Source organism: Campylobacter sp. CNRCH_2014_0184h, from assembly GCF_025772985.1.
GTDB lineage: Bacteria > Campylobacterota > Campylobacteria > Campylobacterales > Campylobacteraceae > Campylobacter_D.
The window spans coordinates 1-21,216 of the sequence record NZ_JAKMTB010000004.1; the positions used below are offsets into that span (position 1 = coordinate 1).

The 21,216-nt window shown below is 29.9% G+C and carries 21 protein-coding genes; 8 read left to right on the plus strand and 13 right to left on the minus strand.

Going from position 1 to position 21,216, the window contains the following annotated elements; genetic code table 11:
* Positions 1–80 precede the first annotated feature (80 nt).
* The 9 genes from L8X36_RS04765 to rpsU all read right to left on the minus strand — a co-directional run bounded on the left by L8X36_RS04765 (position 81) and on the right by rpsU (position 6,905).
* Positions 81–500: a PepSY-like domain-containing protein gene (locus L8X36_RS04765; RefSeq protein WP_263682797.1), complete on the minus strand. Its 420-nt coding sequence runs from the start codon at positions 498–500 to the stop codon at positions 81–83.
* A 63-nt stretch (positions 501–563) separates the two neighbouring features.
* Positions 564–2,276 (minus strand): ATP-binding protein, encoded by a 1,713-nt coding sequence (locus L8X36_RS04770; protein ID WP_263682799.1) that lies wholly within the window; start codon positions 2,274–2,276, stop codon positions 564–566.
* An 8-nt stretch (positions 2,277–2,284) separates the two neighbouring features.
* Positions 2,285–2,764, minus strand: coding sequence for a hypothetical protein (locus L8X36_RS04775; RefSeq protein ID WP_263682800.1), 480 nt, complete (start codon positions 2,762–2,764; stop codon positions 2,285–2,287).
* Positions 2,761–3,252, minus strand: coding sequence for a YajQ family cyclic di-GMP-binding protein (locus L8X36_RS04780; protein ID WP_263682802.1), 492 nt, complete (start codon positions 3,250–3,252; stop codon positions 2,761–2,763). Before L8X36_RS04780 ends, L8X36_RS04775 begins: the two co-directional genes overlap by 4 nt.
* Positions 3,242–4,174 (minus strand): D-2-hydroxyacid dehydrogenase, encoded by a 933-nt coding sequence (locus L8X36_RS04785; RefSeq protein WP_263682803.1) that lies wholly within the window; start codon positions 4,172–4,174, stop codon positions 3,242–3,244. Before L8X36_RS04785 ends, L8X36_RS04780 begins: the two co-directional genes overlap by 11 nt.
* Positions 4,174–5,346, minus strand: coding sequence for a glutathionylspermidine synthase family protein (locus L8X36_RS04790; protein ID WP_039629230.1), 1,173 nt, complete (start codon positions 5,344–5,346; stop codon positions 4,174–4,176). The genes L8X36_RS04785 and L8X36_RS04790 overlap by 1 nt, the downstream gene beginning before the upstream one ends.
* Before the next feature lie 9 nt (positions 5,347–5,355).
* Positions 5,356–5,973 carry a UPF0323 family lipoprotein gene (locus L8X36_RS04795; protein WP_263663661.1) on the minus strand — a complete coding sequence of 206 codons (618 nt, stop codon included), beginning with the start codon at positions 5,971–5,973 and terminating at the stop codon, positions 5,356–5,358.
* Positions 5,974–6,045: 72 nt separating this feature from the next.
* The gene (locus L8X36_RS04800) at positions 6,046–6,651 is read right to left on the minus strand and encodes a LysE family transporter (RefSeq protein ID WP_263682805.1); all 606 of its coding nucleotides are present in this window, start codon (positions 6,649–6,651) and stop codon (positions 6,046–6,048) included.
* Between the two features lie 41 nt (positions 6,652–6,692).
* On the minus strand, positions 6,693–6,905 hold the full coding sequence (rpsU, locus tag L8X36_RS04805) for a 30S ribosomal protein S21 (RefSeq protein WP_002780697.1): 213 nt from the start codon (positions 6,903–6,905) through the stop codon (positions 6,693–6,695).
* 185 nt (positions 6,906–7,090) lie between these two features.
* Here rpsU and ccoG point away from each other — a divergent pair, with 185 nt between their 5' ends.
* The 5 genes from ccoG (at position 7,091) to L8X36_RS04830 (ending at position 14,826) form a co-directional block, all read left to right on the plus strand.
* Positions 7,091–8,467 carry a cytochrome c oxidase accessory protein CcoG gene (ccoG, locus tag L8X36_RS04810; protein WP_263682806.1) on the plus strand — a complete coding sequence of 459 codons (1,377 nt, stop codon included), beginning with the start codon at positions 7,091–7,093 and terminating at the stop codon, positions 8,465–8,467.
* Entirely contained in the window at positions 8,464–9,090 is a 627-nt protein-coding gene (locus L8X36_RS04815; protein WP_263682807.1) for a TetR/AcrR family transcriptional regulator, read from the plus strand. Before ccoG ends, L8X36_RS04815 begins: the two co-directional genes overlap by 4 nt.
* A gap of 81 nt (positions 9,091–9,171) precedes the next feature.
* The gene (locus tag L8X36_RS04820) at positions 9,172–10,269 is read left to right on the plus strand and encodes an efflux RND transporter periplasmic adaptor subunit (RefSeq protein WP_263682808.1); all 1,098 of its coding nucleotides are present in this window, start codon (positions 9,172–9,174) and stop codon (positions 10,267–10,269) included.
* Positions 10,269–13,391, plus strand: a complete 3,123-nt coding sequence (locus L8X36_RS04825) for an efflux RND transporter permease subunit (RefSeq protein WP_263682809.1) — start codon at positions 10,269–10,271, stop codon at positions 13,389–13,391. Before L8X36_RS04820 ends, L8X36_RS04825 begins: the two co-directional genes overlap by 1 nt.
* Positions 13,384–14,826 (plus strand): efflux transporter outer membrane subunit, encoded by a 1,443-nt coding sequence (locus tag L8X36_RS04830; protein WP_263682810.1) that lies wholly within the window; start codon positions 13,384–13,386, stop codon positions 14,824–14,826. The genes L8X36_RS04825 and L8X36_RS04830 overlap by 8 nt, the downstream gene beginning before the upstream one ends.
* An 18-nt stretch (positions 14,827–14,844) precedes the next feature.
* Here L8X36_RS04830 and L8X36_RS04835 read toward each other — a convergent pair whose 3' ends face one another.
* On the minus strand, positions 14,845–15,036 hold the full coding sequence (locus L8X36_RS04835; protein WP_039627274.1) for a mini-MOMP protein: 192 nt from the start codon (positions 15,034–15,036) through the stop codon (positions 14,845–14,847).
* Positions 15,037–15,110: 74 nt separating this feature from the next.
* Here L8X36_RS04835 and L8X36_RS04840 point away from each other — a divergent pair, with 74 nt between their 5' ends.
* A complete protein-coding gene (locus L8X36_RS04840; protein ID WP_263682811.1) occupies positions 15,111–16,448 on the plus strand; it encodes a coproporphyrinogen III oxidase family protein in 1,338 nt (445 codons plus the stop codon).
* 25 nt (positions 16,449–16,473) lie between these two features.
* Here L8X36_RS04840 and hemJ read toward each other — a convergent pair whose 3' ends face one another.
* From hemJ to glmM, 3 genes are read right to left on the minus strand one after another with little or no spacing between them, the layout of a single operon-like run.
* Entirely contained in the window at positions 16,474–16,923 is a 450-nt protein-coding gene (hemJ, locus tag L8X36_RS04845; protein WP_263663669.1) for a protoporphyrinogen oxidase HemJ, read from the minus strand.
* Positions 16,917–17,372 carry a signal peptidase II gene (lspA, locus tag L8X36_RS04850; protein WP_263682812.1) on the minus strand — a complete coding sequence of 152 codons (456 nt, stop codon included), beginning with the start codon at positions 17,370–17,372 and terminating at the stop codon, positions 16,917–16,919. The genes hemJ and lspA overlap by 7 nt, the downstream gene beginning before the upstream one ends.
* Positions 17,365–18,702, minus strand: a complete 1,338-nt coding sequence (gene glmM, locus L8X36_RS04855; protein ID WP_214116308.1) for a phosphoglucosamine mutase — start codon at positions 18,700–18,702, stop codon at positions 17,365–17,367. Before glmM ends, lspA begins: the two co-directional genes overlap by 8 nt.
* Positions 18,703–18,833: 131 nt before the next feature.
* On the opposite strand from glmM, the gene L8X36_RS04860 reads away from it, so the two are divergent.
* Together L8X36_RS04860 and L8X36_RS04865 are read left to right on the plus strand one after the other, a co-directional pair.
* The gene (locus L8X36_RS04860) at positions 18,834–20,009 is read left to right on the plus strand and encodes a YdgA family protein (protein ID WP_263682813.1); all 1,176 of its coding nucleotides are present in this window, start codon (positions 18,834–18,836) and stop codon (positions 20,007–20,009) included.
* Entirely contained in the window at positions 20,006–21,196 is a 1,191-nt protein-coding gene (locus L8X36_RS04865) for a replication-associated recombination protein A (RefSeq protein WP_263682814.1), read from the plus strand. The genes L8X36_RS04860 and L8X36_RS04865 overlap by 4 nt, the downstream gene beginning before the upstream one ends.
* Positions 21,197–21,216 lie beyond the last annotated feature (20 nt).

Consider the following 21,216-nt stretch of genomic DNA (forward strand, 5'->3'; position numbering starts at 1 on the left):
AGATGCTAGAAAGAAAAAGTTTTAAATAATTAACTAAACCCTTAATGGGTTTAGTTTGATTTGTTGAAAGGATTAAGTGATTAATCATCAAATTTTTGACCTAAAATATTACCTTTAAAATCTGTATAAATTTCCATCATATTATTTGTTCTGAATTTATAACCATTAATTCTTTTATCTACTTCTACAATAGCTGCATTTGGTTGCGCTGCTTGTACTTTTGCAACAACTTCTTTTGGGATAAATCCTGTTGGAATGCCTTTGTATTTACCATCAACTTCTTTCCAGTCTCCATTAATGATAAAATCAATTTCTGTTCCATCAACCAAATTTACTTCGTAAGAATCCACGTCTTGTTTTACATAACCTACATTTACGCCCTTAAAATGAGTGTTTAAAAACTCTTGAGCCTTTTGAGGTAAAGCACTTGGACTAACAATCATATCTGCAAACATAGAACTTGCACAAACTAAACCAGCTAACATTAATTTCATTTTCATTTTTTCTCCTTTAAATAAAAGTTGAAAGAATGATATTATTTGCTTGTGAAATTTGTGTGAATTTTAATTTTTAAAGCCAACTATCTTATTTTTATCAAATGAAGATTCTATTTCTTTTTCTATAGTATGTAAAAAATCGCTCATTTTAAAAACACCATCTTTAGAAATAGCCGCTTTTAAAGCCGTATTTTTAATCACCATTACAATTTGAGCTCCACTTAATTCATATGAGGCTAATTTTTTTAAATCAAAACTACCTTCAAATTTAGCATTTTTAGGTAAAGCTTTTTGCCATATCATTAAGCGTTGTTCATAATTTGGCTTTTTAAATTCTATTTTATACTCAAATCTTCTTGAAAAAGCCACATCTAAACTTTCTAAAAAGTTAGTTGTTGCTATGATAACTCCACTAAATCGCTCGATTTGTTCCAAAAAAATATTTTGCATTTGATTATGCATTTTATCAGCACCGCCACTGCTTTCTACTCTAGTACTTAAAAACTGATCCGCCTCATTTAAAAGTAAAATAGGGCTTTGCTTACTTGTTTGACAAAGCTCTTTATAAGTATCAAAAATCTTTCTTACATTTTGTTCACTCTCGCCCACATATTTACTTAAAATTTTCGAGCAATCAAAACTCAAAATGGATTTTTTCATAGCTTTTGCCATGCTTAATGCACTCATAGTCTTACCCGTACCAGCAGGGCCATAGAAAATTATCTTAGCTTCTATATTTTTATTAGTTTTTATACCCCATTTATTTAATCTTTCTAAAACCTTTTTATCTTGTTGTTTTAATATGCTTTCTAATAAATCTTTAGTACTTTGAGGCATAATAACATCATCTATATTGGTATTTGGCTCGATTAGCTCAAAAATATCTTGCTCTTTAACCAAATTTTGAAGTTTAATTTTTTTATTTTTCTTTGGTTCTTTAAAATTAATAATTCTTTGTAAAATATCATCACTTAAATAAAAAATCTTAGCTATATCACCCAAAGAATTAACAAATTCATCATATTCTAAAAGATTTGAACCAAGTAGCTTAGAATCTTCTTCTAATAAGGCTTTATTTTCTTGCTTTTGAGCCTCATCCTCGCTAATTAAATGAAGCAAAAAATTAAAATCTCTACTATAAGAATTTTCAGTATTTAGCAAATACTCTTCTTTTAACAAACTAATAAATATCAAGCATTCTTTATCATTTAAAGCATATTCTTTAAAAATCTCTGCTAAAACATTAGAAATTTTACTTTTCTTTAAACGCTCTTTAATGTATGCTTCAAATATAGCTATATCTTTTTTAATATTCTTGCTTTGAGAACTTTTAGCAAAAAAACGCAATCTTTGATAAAGCTCGATTTTAAAAAATTCATCTTTTAAATATGCAATATGATCTTCATAAATTTGATCTTGCATATAATCTTGTATGGTTTTATTTTCTAAGACTTGCAAGAAAACTTCACTTAAACTTAACTCACATTGTAGCAAATTTAAAAGCAAGCTTGAGTTTTTACTTGCTTTAAAATCAGAAAAAATTTGAACAATAAAACCTTTTTCTATAAGATTTTTAAGATCTTTTAAATGATCTAAATACTCATACTCATCATTTTTAAAAACTTCGCTAAGAAGATTATAAGCATTAATACTTGCATTTGCCTGCAAATAATTTTTGCATAAATGCTTTAAAATTAAAATTTCATCTTCACTGCATTGTAAGTTTTTATAAATATTGCTTTTAAAAGTATCATTAAGAAAAAGTTTTAAATCTTTCATATTTTCCTTTATATTGACTTTATGCTAAATTTGATTTTGGATTTTTTATCATTAAAACTCATATTTTTATCACAAACCTCATAAAAAATATCATAATTTTTACTTACAATCTTTTGAGTAAAACCACAAGAAGTAGTTTGTTTATTTTTTCCATAAAAAATAGGTCTTTTGTAGATTAGATCTTGTAAAAAATCATCATAATATTCATTATTAAAAAATCTGTTATTAAAAAAAGTTTTTGCATAGCATATGCCATTAACACAAATTTTATCGCTAATTTTTAATTCAAGTAAGGCTTTAGAAGCACTATAAAGCTCTAAACTTGTAAATTTTTTTCCCTCATATAAAAAACCATAATCAGCAAATTTAAACTCTGGAGTTTTTAAAATAACATAAGTACTTTGTGCTTGTGTTTTGCTTTTTAAAGCACAAGAGCTTAAAAAAACACACACAAAACACAAAAAAACTATTTGAAGTAAAGTTTTCATTTAAGGTTTTTAAAACTAAGATTAAGTTCTAAATTTAACTCTTTTACTATTTTCATCACGCTTTGTAAATCATCAATTTGCTTACCAACTACGCGAATTTCATTGCCTCTAACACTTGAAGTTATCTTTAGCTTACTATCTTTTATAGCTTTATTAATCTTCTTAGCACTATCAGTATCAATAGCGTCATTAACTTTTAAATTCAGTCTAAAATTTGCTCCACTTTCCCTGCTTAACTCTTTAATACCATTAGGGTTTATCCCTCTTTTAATAAGCTTTGAAATAACAATATCTTTTAACACTTCAAGCTTTGCTTCACTAGAGCAAGTAAGCTTATAAACACTTTCTTTTTCATTTAACTCTATTTCACTTTTAATGCCTTTTAAATCATATCTACTATCAAGCTCTTTTTTAGCTTGTTCTAAAGCATTTTTTAACTCTTGCTTGTCAATTTCCCCACTAATATCAAAACTATGTTCACTTGCCATTTTCTATAAACTCCTTAAGATTATTAAATACGATTTGGACTAAATTTTGTATGGATTCTTCACTAGCCCATGCAACATGTGGAGTGATAATTAAATTTTCTTTATTTTTTATACCAAGTAAAGGATGATTTTCAACCATAGGTTCTACTTCAAGCACATCAAGCCCTACTCTAATATTTTTTTCATCCATAATTTGAGCTAAATCTACTTCATTAATAATCCCACCACGTCCTACATTAATCAAGATAGCCTCATCTTTTAAAAGCATTAGTTCTTTTTTACTTAATAAATTTTTTGTCTTATCATTCAAAGGTGCGTGGATGCTAATTACATCACAAGTTTTTAAAAGCTCTTCAAGGCTTACTTTTTCATATTCATCATTATTATTAGTCCCTGAGGTAGAATAATAACAAATTTTAGAACCAAACATTTGAGAAACCTTAGCTACTTCCTTACCTATAGCTCCAAGTCCTATAATACCATGTTTTTTACCAGTTAAAGTATGCAAAGTCTTACTAAAATCACAAAACATTTTACTCTCACACCATTTGCCTTCTTTGCTCCATTTATCATAATATGGAATTTGATTTAAAAAAGCAAAAAGCAAGGCAAATGTATGGCTTAAAACACTTTTTGTAGAATAACTAGCTGCATTTTTTACCACTATACCTTTAGAATTTGCATAAGCTACATCTATATTATTTACCCCTGTACCAAGTTGTAAAATAAGTTTTAGATTGGTGCTATCAATCACTTTTTTATCAATGATGATTTTATTTATCATCACAACTTGCGCATTAGCTATTCTTGCAATAACCTCATCTTTAGAAGTTAAGTCATAACTTACAAACTCGCCAAGACTTTCAAAAACCGTTAAATCCGCTCTACCTAAGGTAGCAGTATCTAAGCATACTATTTTCATTAATCTTTTACTATATGTCCTACAAATTTAGAATAATTATCAAGCACCAAACCACCTTTTCTAAAACCTAATCCACAACCCTCATAAGCAAAGAAAACTCCTGCTTGATAATAATCATTTTCATTTTTGTTAAACTCAGCAAATTCTTGATATACAAAGCGATTATTTTGATAATCTCCCTTTGTTTCAAAACTTACATCTCCATTAGCTTCTATAATAGAAACATTGGCTCCTTCTCTACCAAAAACAGGTTTTTTAACACATTTTTTACCCACTAAAGGTTGATCACTTGTTTCAAGCAATAAAGGATGATTTGGATAAAGCTCCCATAAAATTTTCATTATACCTTTACTTTGAAAAAGTAAAGTATAAGCAGGATTTAAAATGATTGCTTTTTGATTTTGCATGATTTGAGTTAAAAGCATAGCAAGCTCACCCTCTTCTATGGCTATACTCTCCCAAGGAATGAGTTTGAAAAAATACTCAAAATTTACATCATTTTTAAAAACACCTTCGGGCGAAAATTCTACTTCATCTATAAAAGAAAACTCACTCTCAAAACCTGCTTCACTAGCAATGTGTGCTAAAAGTTTGGTTGTGATCATATCCTCATCACTGCCTGCAATTGAAGAAAATAATATCTTCCAACCCTCATAATATTTTTCAAACTCACTTACATCTTCTTCTAAAGTGATAAGTCTTTTAAAATTATCTTTTAAGGCTTCATATATATTATTAAATTGCGAGCTTTCATCTAGGTTATTTTGCTTTAAAATAGCCCATTGTAAAATAGCACTTTCAAATAAAGATGTTGGAGTATCAGCATTAAATTCTATTAGCTTTATAGGCTTACCATCAAGTCCACCTGCTAAGTCAAATCTACCATATAAATGCCAATGCACATCATTTTCCCAACTCATCTTAATCGCATCAACCAAATTAAAAGGAATTCCAAGCTCATCAAAACGATCATTATCAATCACTTCTTGTGCAGCAGCCACAAACATATCATAAAGCTCATTCACTGCTTCATAATACGCATTTGCTTCATTTTCCCTCACGCAAACTAAATTAGAATCTAAATAATCACTTCCATCATTATCTGTATGCCATGAAAAGCCAATTTGATCTAAATATGATTTTTCTAAAGGATTTACTTTTAAAAAATTCATTTTTTACCCTTAAGATCCAAAAGAGTTAGAAGAACTTGAGGTAGCCTTAGAGCCACCACCAAAAAAGCCTGATTTTTTCGCACTTGAGCCTGAAGTAGCACTTGTACTTGCTTTATTAAAGCTATTTACACTTCTTTGATAAGCACTTTGATTTGAAAATGCTCCTCTTTGTTGATTTGCAAAATTTTGATTATTAAAAAGCTTTGAACCTATCCAGCTACCAAGTATAGCACCAGCTGCACTTGCAAGCAATGTTTCACCTAAAGAAAGTCCTCCGCTACTCATTTGAGCATTATTTGGATTTGTTAAATTTGAAGTACCATTGTCTATTTTAGCAGCTTCTTCTTGGATTAATTTATCCATTTCTTCTTTGCTTAAAACTCTTTCTGTGCCATCAAGTTGTTTTAAAACCACCCTAGTTTCATCACTTGGAAATTGATCTTTGATTTTGTATTGATTTGGAGCGGTTTCTTCAATGATAACAAAAGCACCTTGGGTATTTGCTGCTTGGCTTAATGCATTATTAGAATCATTTGTATTGTTGCTACACGCACTTAAAGCACCGCCACTTATAGCAGCAATACCGCTTATCATACTAAGCTTAAGTATAGTTTTTATATGTTTCATAATCTTTCCTAAATTTATAAGTTTAACTTAATAAGATTTTAACAAAAAAAGTATTAATAAAAATTAATTGCTTTAATTTATCATAATCATTAAATTACTACTTAAAATAAATACAGCAAAAGCAAAAAATATAAAAGCACTTAAATAATCAATAAGTTTTAAATTCTTTTGATAAATTCTTACCATGAAAGGTTTTGAAAATAATAAAGAAATCAAAGAAAAGTAAATTATGGTTTCTAAGATCAAAACAAACACTAATACTATCAACATCCATCGCATTTGAGCAAAATCAAAACTTGCAAAAACACTAGCAAAATAAAAAATAACTTTTGGATTTGATAAATTTGTTATAACGCCACTTAAAAATGCAGATATATGAGTTTTTTGAACTTTTATATTACCTATTTTTGTATTTTTATAAATCCCATAAGATAAATACAAAAGATAGCAAGCTCCAAAGCTTGATAAAACGATTTGCAAAAATGGAAATTGATGAAAAATCACACTCAAACCAAGTATAGAAAGTATAATCCACACACTCATGGCCAAACTCACACCCAAACTTGCTTTTAAAGCACTTTTAATACCTTCTCTTAAAGCACAAGAACTTACTAAGAAAAAATCAGGTCCTGGTAAAATAAGTCCAAAAAAATGAATGATTAAAATCCAAAGAAACATAAAAATAATCGAAGAAAAGCCGAAAATTCGGCTTTTTGGTATTAGAGTCTTGACTCGTAGCGTCTAAGCATATAAAGTCTTTTAAGCATTTTTTTGCGTGCTGAAATTTTTTGTTTTTTGCGAATTTCAGTCATAGGTTCAAAAAATCTTCTTGCGCGAACTTCAGTAACAACTAGATTTCTATCTACTTGTTTTTTGAATTTTCTATACGCTTCATCAAAAGACTCGTTAGGATGTACCTTGATTCCTGGCACGACCCTCACCACCTTTCGTTAAAAATTTGAAAGTTTTGATTATACCATAATTTTACTTGAAAATAAAATTTATTTTTGTAATAATTACATAAATAAAAATTAAACATAAATTCTTAATTAAGACAAAGTTTGGTTTAATTTTTCTAGTATTACAATTAAAAAAAATATTTTACAAGGAAGTCAAAATGAGTGCCTGTGTCACTAATTATACTAAGAAAAGATATATAGCTTATATCGTTTCCATGGTTATTTTCATTGCTTTGCCTTTTATCAAAATCAATGGAAATCATTTCTTTTTATTAAGTTTTGATCATAAAAAACTTAATTTATTTTTTATAGCTTTTGATACCCAAGAGCTTTATTTAATGCCATTTCTTATTATGGGTATGTTTTTAACCATACTTTTTGTTACTACCTTAGCAGGAAGAATTTGGTGTGCATGGAGTTGTCCTCAAACCATTGCTAGGGTTATTTATAGAGATTTATTGCAAACAAAAATATTTAAAATACACAAAAGCACAGCAAACAAACAAAAACAAGTAGATGGATTTTTTATCAAAAAAGCTTTAAGCATTGTGATTTTTTATCTTTTTTCTCTATTAATGATGAGTGCATTTTTATGGTATTTTGTACCACCTGAAGATTTTTTTGTATATATTCAAAACCCTGCTGATCATTTATTGCTTTTGGGAATTTTGTTTTGTGCTTCTTTGGCCTTTACTTTTGATATAGTGTATTTGGGTGAAAAATTTTGTGTTTATGTATGCCCTTATGCAAGAATTCAATCTGTAATGTTTGACAATAATACTGTTCAAGTCATTTATGATGATAAAAGAGGTGGAGTGATTTATGATGGGCATACCAAACTTTATCAAAAACCACCACAAGGTGAATGCATAGGATGTGAAGCCTGTGTAAAAATTTGCCCTACACATATAGATATACGCCAAGGAATGCAACTTGAGTGTATTAATTGTCTTGAGTGTGCTGATGCTTGCTCGAAAATTCAAGCTAAATTTGATCGCCCTAGTTTGATTAATTGGACTAGTGCAAAAGCTATTGAAACAAGAGAGAAGGTAAAATATTTTAGATTTAGAACTATCGGATATTTAGTAGTTTTATGTGGTGTTTTTGCGGCTTTAGTTTTAATGGGAAGCAAAAAAGAAAATATGCTTTTAAATATTAATCGTTCTAGCGAGCTTTATCAAATTAGAAAAGCGCATGATGGAGAATTAATTATTAGCAATGCTTATGTATTTTTATTCCAAAACACTGATAATAAAGCTCATGAGTATTATTTTGATGTGAAATTACAAGGCATTGATGATGGTTTAGAAATCATTAGACCAAAAAAACCTTTTAAATTAAAAGCTGGAGAAAAAGATAAACAAATAGTTGTACTAAAAGCTACTAAAAAACTAGCTGATAATGATAGAAAAGATACAGTGATACCTTTAACTATTAAAGCATATGCGCTTGATGATAAAAATATCATAATCACAAGAGAAAGTAATTTTGTCTATCCTAAAAACTCAATTATAGAGCACAAAAAACACCAATGATAAAAAAACTTTCTTCAAAATCTCAAGCAAGGCTTGAAAAAATCAAACAAATTGCTGCGGAGTCGTTTTTAGAAAACGGCTACGAAGCAACTAATCTTAAAGATATTATCAAGCAAGCTGGTGGTTCATTTTCTTGTGTATATGAGCATTTTAAAAGTAAAGAAGGTTTATTTGAAGCGGTTTTAAATGATTTTGCAGAAAATCATTTTCTAGCTATTTTGAAAAAAAATATGCAACTTTCACCCAATGCTAATTTAGAAGAATTTTTATATCAATTTGCTAAAGCTTATTTGGGAATTTTTAATGACGCTAAAACCATAGCTATAGTAAGGCTTTTATATTCTGAAATTTATAATGAAAAATTTGATTTTGGGAAGTGGTTTAAAGGAAGCAATAGAAAAGAAGTAGAATATGTTCTTCAAAAAAGATTTGAAGAAGAAAATAATGAAAATTTAGCCAAAAATGCTGAATTTTTAAGCTATACATTTTGTGCTATGCTTAGGGGAACCTTTTTTATACAAAGTACTTTTGAAAATAAGGTTTTAATGAGTAAAAAAGAGCAACAAAATCATGCAAAAAAAGTTGTTAAGCTTTTTACTCAAGGAATTGTTAATTTTAATTAACCAAAGATTGATAGAATAACAATCATACAATTTTGTAATATAAATTACTTTTTTAGCTAAATAAATAATTTAAGGAAACCAATGAAAACAAAACTTTTAACTCTAGCTTGTGCCTCGCTGATATTTGTAGCATGCTCAAATGATAAAAACGCACAAGTTAAACAACTCCCTCCTCAACCTGTAAGTATTATGACTATGCAAAGTGCTAATTTACCTTTAGAATTTACCTATCCTGCAAGATTAAGCACTGAGTTAGATGTGGTGATCAAGCCTAAAGTAAGCGGTGAAATCAAAGCAAAATATTTCAAAAGTGGCCAAGCTGTCAAAAAAGGCGATAAACTTTTTCTTATAGAGCCTGATAAATACCAAGCAACTGTAAATATGGCTTATGGAGATGCTTTAGTCGCAAGAGCAAATTTTGATGATGCTGAAAAAAATTTCAAAAGAGATCAAATTCTAATAGAAAAAAATGCTATTTCACAAAAAGAATTTGATGCAAGTTTGGCTAAATTTAATTCTACCAAGGCTAATTTAGAAAGTGCTAGAGCAAAGCTTGCTAATGCAAGATTGGACTTAAAATACACCGTGGTAAGCGCTCCGTTTGATGGGGTTTTAGGAGATGCGCTAATGGATGTGGGTGATTATGTAAATGCTTCATCAACTGAGCTTGTACGCATTACAAACATTAATCCAATCTTTGCAGACTTTTATATTTCTGATGTAGATAAAATCAATATGAATAAAAATATTCAAAGTGGCAACTGGCAATTAGAAAATATCCAAGTGCAAGCTAATGTTGGCGGTGAGCTTTTCAATGGAAAATTGTATTTTATAGATAGCGTTATAGACACTCGTAGTGGTGGAGTAAAAGCAAAGGCTATTTTTGATAATAATAACTCAAGCTTAATGCCTGGTTCTTTTGCAAATGTTCATGTTGGTGGTTTTGTTCAAAAAGATGGTTTTGAAATTCCTCAAGCTGCACTTTTGCAAGATGATAGTGCTACTTATGTTTATACCTTAGCAGATGGAAAAGTAGTTAAAACTATTGTTAATGTTATCTATCAAACTTCTGATAAAGCAATCATCGACAAGGGCTTAAAAAATGGCGATAAAGTGATTTTAAATAACTTCAAAAAAATCCGACCTGGTGCAAGCGTTAGCGTAATGGAGAATAAATAATGTTTTCTAAATTTTTTATAGAAAGACCTGTATTTGCTTCTGTTGTAGCTATTATCATTTCTTTAGCAGGGATTATAGGGCTTTATTCTTTACCTGTGGAGCAGTACCCTTCTCTAACTCCACCCGTTGTAAAAGTAAGTGCAAATTACTCAGGTGCTGATGCTCAAACAGTGGCTCAAACAGTGGCTATTCCTCTTGAAGACGCAATCAATGGGGTTGAAAATATGATTTATATGGATTCAACTTCAAGCTCTTCAGGCGATATGAGCTTAAGTGTGTATTTTAACATAGGTACAGATCCTGACCAAGCAACAGTTGATGTTAATAATAGAATTTCAGCTGCTATGGCAAAACTACCTGAAGATGTTAAAAAAACTGGTGTTAGTGTAAGAAAAACTGGTTCAAGCATTTTAGAAGTTGCTACTTTGTATTCTCCTGATGGTTCTATGGATTCACTTGAAGTATATAATTACGCTGCATTAAATATCTTAGATGATCTTGCTAGGGTTCCTGGTGTGGGTAATGCTGTAGCTATTGGCTCAAGAAATTATTCTATGAGAATTTGGCTTAATCCTGATTTATTAAACAAATACCAAGTTACTGCAACTGATGTTATCGCTGCAGTTAGTGAGCAAAATGCTCAATATGCTACTGGTAAGATAGGTCAAGAGCCTGTAGTAGAAAGATCTCCTTATGTGTATTCAGTAACTATGCAAGGAAGGTTAAAAAACACCAAAGAATTTGAAGATATTATCATAAGAGCAAATAGCGATGGCTCTTTTTTAAGACTTAAAGATGTGGCTGAAGTTTCTTTGGGCTCAAGAGAATATACATTCAATGGTAGATTAAATGGAAATGATGCAACTCCTATTTTGATTTTCTTACAAACTGGAGCAAATGCAGTAAGTACAGCTGAATTGGTACAGAAAAAATTTGAAGAACTTTCTAAAAGTTTTCCTGAGGGCTTAGCTTATAAAGTGCCTTATGATACAACTATATTTATTAAAGCTTCTATTAAAGAAGTGGTAAAAACTTTTTTTGAAGCACTTATTTTAGTTGTGATTGTAATGTATTTATTCTTAAAAAATTTCCGCTCAACTATCATACCTATGATTGCTGTGCCTGTTTCTATTTTAGGAACTTTTGCAGGATTATATGTCTTAGGTTTTAGTATTAACCTACTTACGCTTTTTGCTTTAGTTTTGGCCATTGGTATTGTTGTTGATGATGCGATTATTGTGGTTGAAAATATCGATAGAATCATGCATGAAGATCCAAATATAAGCATAAAAGAAGCAGCTATTAAAGCCATGGATGAAGTTGCTGCACCTGTTGTATCTATCGTTCTTGTACTTTGTGCAGTATTTATACCTGTTTCATTTATATCTGGCTTTGTGGGAGAAATTCAAAGACAATTTGCTATAACCCTTGCAATTTCAGTTACAATTTCAGGTTTTGTAGCTTTAACTCTAACTCCTTCTTTGTGTGCGATCTTTTTAAGAAGAAATGAAGGTGAACCATTTTATTTTGTGAAAAAATTTAATGATATTTTTGATTGGTCTACTGAAGTTTTTGGAGCCGGAGTAGCTTATATACTTAAAAGAACTGTACGTTTTGTTATAATATTTTTTCTTTTAATAGGTGGTTTATATGGATTATTTAAATTAGTACCAAACTCACTTGTTCCAGCTGAAGATCAAGGAAATTTTTTAACTATTGTTAATCTACCTGCAGCATCTTCTCTTAATAGAACCACTCAATCCATGGATGCTATGGCAGAAGAACTACGCAAAAATGAAAACATAACAAATATTGTAGGTCTTATAGGTTACGATCTTTTCACAGGCTCTTTAAAAGAAAATGCCGGTGCAATGTTTGTGAATTTAAAAGATTGGAACGATAGAGATACTAGTAGTTTTGATTTAACAGGAATGTATAACAAACAATACTTTTTAAATCCAAATTTCCAAACTTTCTTTGTTAATCCACCGCCAATCCAAGGCTTAAGTTTAACTGGTGGTTTTGAAATGTATGCACAAAATCGTGGTGGTAAAAGCTATGATGAAATTCAAGCAGATGTAAATAAATTAGTTGAAGCAGCAAACAAACGTCCTGAGCTTAACAACGTAAGAACAACGCTTGATACTAATTTCCCACAATTAAAATTAGAAATTGATCGTGATAAAGTAAAACTTTATGGTTTAAATTTAGCTGATGTATTTAGTACACTAAATGCTACTATAGGAACTTATTATGTAAATGATTTTTCTATGCTTGGGAAAAATTATCGTGTAAATATTAGTGCCATTGGAGATTTTAGAAATACTCAAAATGCTTTAAAAAACATCTTTGTTAGAGCAAATGATGGTTCTATGGTAGCCCTAGATAGCGTTTTAACGCTTCATAGAGGGGTTGGACCTGATGATGTAAAACGCTTTAATATGTTTCCATCAGCACTAGTGCAAGGCGATCCTGCTCCTGGTTATACTTCAGGACAAGCAATTGATGCTATTGCTCAAGTTGCTAAAGAAACTTTGGGAGAGGATTATTCTATTGCCTGGGCAGGTTCAGCTTATCAAGAAGTCACAAGTAGTGGTGCAGGTCAAGTAGCTTTTGTACTAGGACTCTTATTTGTATTTTTAATCCTAGCAGCTCAGTATGAAAGATGGCTCATGCCTTTAGCGGTAATCACTGCTGTACCTTTTGCGGTATTTGGTTCTTTACTTCTTGTATGGCTTAGAGGCTTAGAAAATGATATATATTTTCAAACAGGGCTTTTACTTTTAATAGGTCTTTCAGCTAAAAACGCCATTTTGATTGTTGAGTTTGCCATGGAAGAACATCTTAAAAAAGGAAAGAGTATTTTTGATGCTTCTATTAGCGCAGCAAAATTAAGATTTAGACCTATTGTAATGACTTCATTAGCATTTATTTGTGGTATTTTACCTTTATACTTTGCTTATGGAGCAGGAAGCGCTAGTCGTCATGCAATAGGCACGGGTGTCATAGGGGGTATGATAGCAGCTTCTACTATAGCCATTTTCTTTGTACCTTTATTTTTCTATTTACTAGAAAGTTTTAATAAATGGCTTGATAAAAAAAGAGGTAAAATCAATGCATAAGTTAATAATTTTTGCAAGTTGTTTTTTAATAACAGCTTGTAGTTTAAAACCAAATTTAGAAATCAAAGATGTAAATTACACTAAAAGTTTAGATCAAAACATTAGCATTAATAAACAATGGTGGAAAGCTTTTGATGATAATTATTTAAACACCTTAGTCGATCAAGCTTTAAAAAACAATAACGACTTGCAAATTGCATATATGAATTTACAAAAAGCTTATGAAACTTTAGGTATAGCAAGAAGTGATTTGCTTCCTAAGCTTGATGGAAGTGCTAGTGGAGCAAGAGGAAAAACTAGCATTAATGCTCCAAGCAACAAAAGTAATGAATTTGTCTATGGTAATGATTTTAACATGGGTTTAAATTTAAGCTATGAAGTAGATTTATGGGGCAAATACAGAGATACTTATGGTGCTTCAAAAGCAAAATTACAAGCTAGTGAGTTTGACTATGAAAGTGCGAGATTAAGCTTAATTTCTAATGTAGTAAAAACTTATTTTAATCTAGCAAGCTTAAGCGAGCAAGTAAAAATTTTAGAAGAAACAACCCAAAGTTATCAAAAAACTTATGAGTTAAAATTAGAGCATTTTAAACTTGGAGTGATTAGTGAGTATGAGCTTAACAAATTTAAAGCTGAGCTTGAAAATTCAAGAGTTTTACTCACAAATGCTAAAATTCAAAAAGAAGCTAATACTAAAGCTTTAAAAATCTTAACTTCAAATGATATTGATGATATACTTTATAATAGCATAGAGTATAAAAAAATAGGACAATACGAGCTTAGCATACCTGAGGGCATTGGCAGTGAAATTTTACTTCAAAGACCTGATGTGCAAGCTAGTTTAAAAACTTTAGAAGAAAAAAACTATCTTGTTGGAGTAGCTAGAACTGCATTTTTACCAAACCTTTCTTTAACAGGACTTTTGGGCTTTCAAAGTAATGATTTAGATCTTTTAGTCAAACATGGAAGCAATACTTGGAATGTAGCTGGAAATTTTGCAATGCCGATTTTTCATTGGGGTGAGATTATGAATAATGTTAATATTGCAAAACTTACCAAAGATGAAGCATTTTTACAATATGAAAACACCTTAAAAACAGCCTTTGGGGAAATAAGACTTGCTTTATTTAACCGCCAAAGCTATTATGAAAATGAGCAAAATTATAAAAATTTATTTCTAGCCCAAAGTAAAATTTATGAAATTTCTACCTTAAGATATGAAAATGGTGTGATTAACTTGGCTGATTTTTTACAAGATCAAAGAAATTACCTAAATGCTAAACTTTCTTATACTAACTCATCTTATGAGCTTGCAAATTCTATCGTAGATGTTATGAAAGCTTTTGGTGGAGGATTTAACGCTAAAGAAGAATCAAAAGAAAACATCAAAGCTATGGAAGAAAACTTAAAGGAAAACTTTTATAACAACTAAGTCTTTAAGGCTTAGTTGTTAATGCATTTGAATTTGAATTCTTTGATTAAAATTATTATTTCCTCTATCTTTTGGGCTATTATGCTCAAAACGATAACGCATACTGCCTGAAACATTAACATCTTGGAAAATTTCATCTAAAGGCGCAGAATTTGACACACTTATAAGTCCTAGTAAAAATACAAAAAATGCTATAAAAATCTTTTTCATTATAAAGCCTTTGTAAAAATATGATACAATTATAGTCTTTTTAAATAACTACAAAATGAAAATTTAGGAAAAATATGAATTTTTTACAAAACCTAGCTCTTTCTTACTCACACAAAGCTATGCAAAAATCTTTAGAAAATGGTTTTGATGTGAAACTTTTAAAAGAAGGACAAGAAAAAAAAGTTAATCCAAAAAAATCTTATATGCTTTATGCTCACATACCATTTTGTCATACTTTTTGCCCATATTGTAGCTTTCATAAGTATTATTACAATGAAGATTTAGCAAAAAGATATTTTGAAAGTTTAAGAGAAGAAATCAAACAAATCAAAGATAAAGGATTTGATTTTACTTCTATGTATGTGGGTGGTGGCACTACTTTGATCAACGAAGAAGAGCTTGCTAAAACTTTAGAACTTTGCAAAAAATTATTTAATATTAAAGAAATTTCTTGTGAAACCGATCCAAACCATATTGACCCGAAAAAATTAGAAATGTTTAAAGGGCTTATAGATCGTTTAAGTTGCGGTATACAAAGTTTTGATGATGATACTTTAAAAAAAGTAGCAAGATATCATAAATTTGGTTCAAGTAAAGAACTTCAAGAAAAACTTTCTAAAGCCATAGGTGTGCTTCCTATCATGAGTCTTGATTTGATTTTTAATTTTCCTTCTCAAACTAAAGAGCAATTACTCAATGATTTAGAAATAGCAAAAAGTTTAAAACCTCAACAAATCACAACTTATCCTTTGATGAAATCCAATTTAACCAAAGATAATATCGCAAAAACTTTAGGAGTAAGTTTTAAAGATAATGAATTTGAGTTTTATAAAATCATTGTAGATTTTTTCAAAGATTATGAAAGAAATAATGCATGGTCATTTTCTTTAGAAAAAAGTAGCTTTAATGATGAGTATGTAAGTAGCCATCATGAGTATTTAGGCGTGGGAAGTGGGGCTTTTAGCTTTTTAGATGGAGAACTTTTAATCAATGCTTTTAATTTAAATGATTATTCTAAACTCATCAAAGAAAAACAAAATGCAAATATTGCTAAAGCTAATTTTGGTAAAAAAGAAATCATCAAATATGTCTTTTTAACCGAAATGTTTACTGGTAAAATCGAAATTGATAAATTTAATAAAACTTTAGATTGTAATTTAGAAAAAGATCTTTTCATCGAGCTTTTAGGCCTTAAACTAAGTAAAGCTATAAAAAAAGAAAACAATACTTTATATACAAGTGAATTTGGACGTTATTTGTTTATGGTATTAATGAAAGATTTTTACACAGGTATGGATTTAGTGCGTGCTGTATTTAGAGATGATAAACGCTTACAAGATAAAGAACGCATTAATATCATGCAAGAAAATGTTGATCCACTTGATTTTAAAAGTATGGAGTTTAAAGGATAAAAAGCCTTTAAAAAAAGGCTTTTTACTAAAACGGTCTTACCACCATCATAATAGCGATGATTATAAATAATATTGTTGGAATTTCATTATAAGCTCTAAAGAATTTCCCACTTTTTTTGCAAGTATCATTTTGAAGTTGTCTATAATAATAATAATTTTGCAAATGATAAATGATTAAAAGTAAAGCACAGGTTAATTTAGCATGCATATATCCACCTACCATTAACACATCTTTATTGGCCATCATCATTAAACTTCCAGTGATTGCAGTAGCTATCATAGCAGGAGTTTGGATATAAAAATACAATTTTCTTTCTTGAATTTTCACCACTTCCACAAAGCCTTTATTGTCTTTATGCTCTGTGTGATAGACAAAAAGTCTTGGTAAATAAAACATTCCAGCCATCCATGAAACAAAAGCCAAATAATGCACCATTTTAATCCATAAATACCATTCATTCAAAAAATCTAACATTTTTCTCCTTTTTTATTAAAAATTTCTTTTATTAAAATCAAAGCTACGCTAATGTTTATCATCACATCAGCTAAATTAAACACAGCAAATTCAAACCACTTATGCCAAAATACAAAATCCACTACACCTATATGCACAAAGCGATCAAGTAAATTAGAACACCCAGCAGATAGCATAATGGCAAAAGCGATCAAATGTGTTTTAAGAAACTCTTTTTGATAAAGTAAATACCCAAACAAAGCCAAAATAAAAACAAGCTGTATGTATTTTAAATACTCTCCCAAAAATGCAAACATTGAAAAGGCCACACCAGTATTATAGGTTAAAACTAAATCAAAAAATTCACCCTTATACTCAAGCCCTTGTAAAAACAAATACTTGCTTGCTTGATCTAGTATAAAAATCAAAGCAAAAACAAGCCAAAATTTTAAAGGCAGGATTTTAAGCATTCAACGCTTTCATAAAAAAGCTTTCCACAGCTTTCATTTCTTTTTCTAAAAGCTTAATGTCTTTTGCTTCAAGCAATAAGCGTATTAAATTTTCTGTACCTGAATATCTAAACAAACTAGCAATTCCTTTTTTTTCTAAATCTTTTTTCAACTCATCTAAGCCTGCAAGCTTGCTTAAGTCTTTTTTCTCTGAAATTTTAAGATTATGTAAAAGTTGTGGATAAGGCTTAACTTGATTTAAAATTTCACTTGCGCTTTTTGCTTCACTAAGCATTAAAGCACTAAATTGTAAAGCAGCTACCAAACCATCTCCAGTTTTTGCATAGTCACTAAAGATAATATGCCCGCTTTGTTCCCCACCAAAATTTCCACCACATTCTTTGAGTTTTTCAAGTACATATTTATCGCCTACATTGCAAGTTTCATGTGTGATTTTATGTTTAGTTAAAAACTCTTTTAAAGCACCATTACTCATTATAGTGCTAACCACGCTTGATTTTAGCTTGCCTTGTTTTTTCAAAAATAAAGCTAAAACACCCAAAAGACTATCTCCATGAGCTACTTCGCCTTTTTCATCCACAACAACCAAACGATCTGCATCCCCATCAAAAGCAAAGCCCACATCTGCTCTAAATTTCTTTACTTCCAAAGCCAAATTTAAAGGATGTAAAGCCCCACAATTTTCATTGATATTTAAACCATTTGGCTTATCATTGATTACAATCACATCTGCACCAAGTTCTTTAAAAACTGTAGGTGCTACCTTATAAGAAGCCCCATGAGCCACATCTAAAACAACGCGCAAAGACTTTAAAGTCAGCTCTTTAGGAAAAGAATTTTTTATAGAAACAATATATCTTCCTATTACATCATCAATTCTTTTTGCTTGACCAATTTGAGATTTTGTTGTTCTTGCTTCTTCTATGAGTTTATCATTAAAATAAATTTCTTCTATTTTTGCTTCTGCTTGCTCATCAAGTTTATTTCCATGTGCATCAAAAAATTTAATACCATTATCATAGTAAGGATTATGCGAAGCTGATATCATAATCCCTGCATCACAACGCATATCTTCAGTTAAAAACGCAATAGCAGGTGTTGGCATAGGACCTATTTCTATAACATTATAACCTATAGAAGTAAGTCCTGAAACGATAGCATTTTCTATCATATAACCGCTTCTTCTTGTATCTTTTCCTACTAAGATATTGTTTGTAAGGGCTTTGTCTTTAAAATAAATTCCAGCAGCCATAGCCAAACGCATAGCTAAAAACGAATCCAAAAATTCCCCTGCTTTACCGCGTACTCCATCTGTTCCAAAAAGTTTCATTTTTTTACCTTTGATTTTAAATAGTGCAATTATAAGAAAAAAAGTTAAGTAATGTATAAATGTGAGAATTTTATAAGCATTAGTTAGTAATAAAAATATATAATTTTTAAAATTTCACTTAAGGAAAATGAATGAAAAAAATCATCGCAGGTGTTGTAGTAGTTGTTTTATTAGTTATAGGGTTTTTTGCCTCAGCTTCTTACATTAACACTATCAATGGAAAAATATTTGCTCAAATGAGTCAAGATACACCATATTACAGCGTTGAAGATGCTAACTATACCAAAGGACTTTTAAATTCCAAAGGAAGTTTTATAGCTACACTAAATGACTTACCTTATAGTTTTAAAGTGAATGTAGATTTTTCTAATAATTTTTTTGCAAGTAATAATGCCATCGTTTCTATTTTAAATGAAAATGAAGACTTAAAAGGCATTTTCCCAAATGAAGAAATCTTTAAAATCTTAGTTAGTGCAAAAGGTGGAGACATTAACATCAATGCAAAAATAAACGATATCAATTTCACCCGCAATGATACAAATTTAGTTTTAAATAATACATCTTTTAAGATTAGAGGTTCTGAGGAATTTGTAAAAAATATGGAGCTTAATCTAGGTTATGTTTTATTAGAACAACTATCTCATGAAGAAAAATTAGAAGCAAAAAATATCAAAATTTCTGAATTTCCTATACAAAAATTAAGTTTTAATGATATTTTTAGCCCTAGTAGAAATAGTGAGCAAAATATAAGCATTGATAGTGTTAATTTTATAAGTTCTATTGCTTTTGACTTTGATAAATTAAAAATTTTTGCAAAAACAGCTCAAAATGCTCAAAACGATTATGATAGTGTTTTAAAACTAGATTTAGCTAAATTTAACCTTGCAAATGAAAACTTTATGCTAAATAACATTAACTTAGATATGAATTTTAATAATCTTTCTAAAAAAGCTTATGATAGCTTAGTGCAAAACTCAAATACTGATATTTTTTCTATGATGCTTTTAGCAAGTCAGTTTTTAAAAGCAAACCCACAAATCATCTTAAATAACCTAAGCTTTGAAAAAGAAGGTAAAAAATTTGACGCAAATGGGCAAACTATTTTCACTGAAAATAATATAAAATCACAATTTCACGCAAACACTGAAATTCTTCCAAGTCAAATTTGGCCTGATTTTGCAAATTTTGATACTTATTTTGTAGATAATAATGGCTCTTATGTGCTTGATTTTATTTATGATGATTCTAACAAAAGTGATGTTACAACTATCATTAATGGTGAAAGACTTACCATAAATCCACAATGACAAATTTAAGCTTAACTTTTCGTCCTAAAACTTTAGATGAGGTTTTAGGACAAGAAAATTTAGTAGAAATTTTTAAAAAATTCATACAAGTTTCAAAACTCCCCCATAGTGTATTTTTTGGTCCAGCAGGTTGTGGAAAAACCTCTTTTGCAAGAGCTATAGCGTATGAGTATAAACTAGACTTTTATGAGTTTGATGGAGGAAATTTTAAACTTGAAGAGCTTAGAAAAATACTAAGTAATTATGAAAATTCTTTATACAAACCTTTGATATTTATCGATGAGGTGCATAGGCTTTCAAAAACCCAGCAAGAAATGCTTTTAATCCCTTTGGAAAATCAAAAATGCCTTTTCATAGGTGCAAGCACTGAAAACCCTTATTTTACTTTAACTTCAGGCATAAGAAGCAGAAGTATGCTTTTTGAATTTAAAGGTTTAGAGTATAAAGACTTAGAAAAACTTGCCACAAAGGTGCAAGAAAAACTCCAATGTAAAATCGATGATGATGCCAAAGACTTTTTAATCACTTCTAGTGCAAATGATGCAAGAAGCTTTTTAAATTTATGTGAGTTTGCTTTAGCTTTAGATAGTACTCATATCACGCTTGAAACTTTAAAAAAATTAAGAGCAAATGTTTTAAGCGATGGCACTTCAAGTAAAGACACACACTATAAACTAGCTAGTTCTATGATAAAAAGCTTAAGAGGAAGTGATATAGATGCGAGTTTGTATTATCTTGCGAGGCTGATCGATGGGGGTGAAAGTGCGGATTTCATCGCTAGAAGATTAGTGATATTTGCAAGCGAAGATATCTCAAATGCAAACCCACAAGCACTTAATCTAGCCACAAGCACACTCATAGCAGTAAAAAACATAGGCTATCCTGAAGCTAGGATCATCTTAGCTCAATGTGTGGTATTTTTAGCAAGTTCGCCCAAGTCAAACTCAAGCTATCTTGCTATAAATGAAGCGCTAAATTATGTGCAAAACAACCCAGCTTTAAAAATACTCCCTTATCTTGATAATAACAACCCACAAAGAAAAAACTACCTTTACCCGCATGATTTTGGTGGCTGGGTTAAGCAAAGATATCTAGAAAAAGATTTGAAATTTTATCATAGCAAAGGCATAGGTTTTGAAGCGCAGCTAGACTTATGGCTAAACGATATGAAAAAAGTTAAAAAGTGATTTTAAGCACAATGTAAAAA

Bases quoted from the DNA above. Each gene is read 5' to 3' on its own strand.
- L8X36_RS04765 (WP_263682797.1), bottom strand. From the start codon at position 500: ATGAAAATGAAATTAATGTTAGCTGGTTTAGTTTGTGCAAGTTCTATG.
- L8X36_RS04770 (WP_263682799.1), bottom strand. From the start codon at position 2,276: ATGAAAGATTTAAAACTTTTTCTTAATGATACTTTTAAAAGCAATATT.
- L8X36_RS04775 (WP_263682800.1), bottom strand. From the start codon at position 2,764: ATGAAAACTTTACTTCAAATAGTTTTTTTGTGTTTTGTGTGTGTTTTT.
- L8X36_RS04780 (WP_263682802.1), bottom strand. From the start codon at position 3,252: ATGGCAAGTGAACATAGTTTTGATATTAGTGGGGAAATTGACAAGCAA.
- L8X36_RS04785 (WP_263682803.1), bottom strand. From the start codon at position 4,174: ATGAAAATAGTATGCTTAGATACTGCTACCTTAGGTAGAGCGGATTTA.
- L8X36_RS04790 (WP_039629230.1), bottom strand. From the start codon at position 5,346: ATGAATTTTTTAAAAGTAAATCCTTTAGAAAAATCATATTTAGATCAA.
- L8X36_RS04795 (WP_263663661.1), bottom strand. From the start codon at position 5,973: ATGAAACATATAAAAACTATACTTAAGCTTAGTATGATAAGCGGTATT.
- L8X36_RS04800 (WP_263682805.1), bottom strand. From the start codon at position 6,651: ATGTTTCTTTGGATTTTAATCATTCATTTTTTTGGACTTATTTTACCA.
- ccoG (WP_263682806.1), top strand. From the start codon at position 7,091: ATGAGTGCCTGTGTCACTAATTATACTAAGAAAAGATATATAGCTTAT.
- L8X36_RS04815 (WP_263682807.1), top strand. From the start codon at position 8,464: ATGATAAAAAAACTTTCTTCAAAATCTCAAGCAAGGCTTGAAAAAATC.
- L8X36_RS04820 (WP_263682808.1), top strand. From the start codon at position 9,172: ATGAAAACAAAACTTTTAACTCTAGCTTGTGCCTCGCTGATATTTGTA.
- L8X36_RS04825 (WP_263682809.1), top strand. From the start codon at position 10,269: ATGTTTTCTAAATTTTTTATAGAAAGACCTGTATTTGCTTCTGTTGTA.
- L8X36_RS04830 (WP_263682810.1), top strand. From the start codon at position 13,384: ATGCATAAGTTAATAATTTTTGCAAGTTGTTTTTTAATAACAGCTTGT.
- L8X36_RS04835 (WP_039627274.1), bottom strand. From the start codon at position 15,036: ATGAAAAAGATTTTTATAGCATTTTTTGTATTTTTACTAGGACTTATA.
- L8X36_RS04840 (WP_263682811.1), top strand. From the start codon at position 15,111: ATGAATTTTTTACAAAACCTAGCTCTTTCTTACTCACACAAAGCTATG.
- hemJ (WP_263663669.1), bottom strand. From the start codon at position 16,923: ATGTTAGATTTTTTGAATGAATGGTATTTATGGATTAAAATGGTGCAT.
- lspA (WP_263682812.1), bottom strand. From the start codon at position 17,372: ATGCTTAAAATCCTGCCTTTAAAATTTTGGCTTGTTTTTGCTTTGATT.
- glmM (WP_214116308.1), bottom strand. From the start codon at position 18,702: ATGAAACTTTTTGGAACAGATGGAGTACGCGGTAAAGCAGGGGAATTT.
- L8X36_RS04860 (WP_263682813.1), top strand. From the start codon at position 18,834: ATGAAAAAAATCATCGCAGGTGTTGTAGTAGTTGTTTTATTAGTTATA.
- L8X36_RS04865 (WP_263682814.1), top strand. From the start codon at position 20,006: ATGACAAATTTAAGCTTAACTTTTCGTCCTAAAACTTTAGATGAGGTT.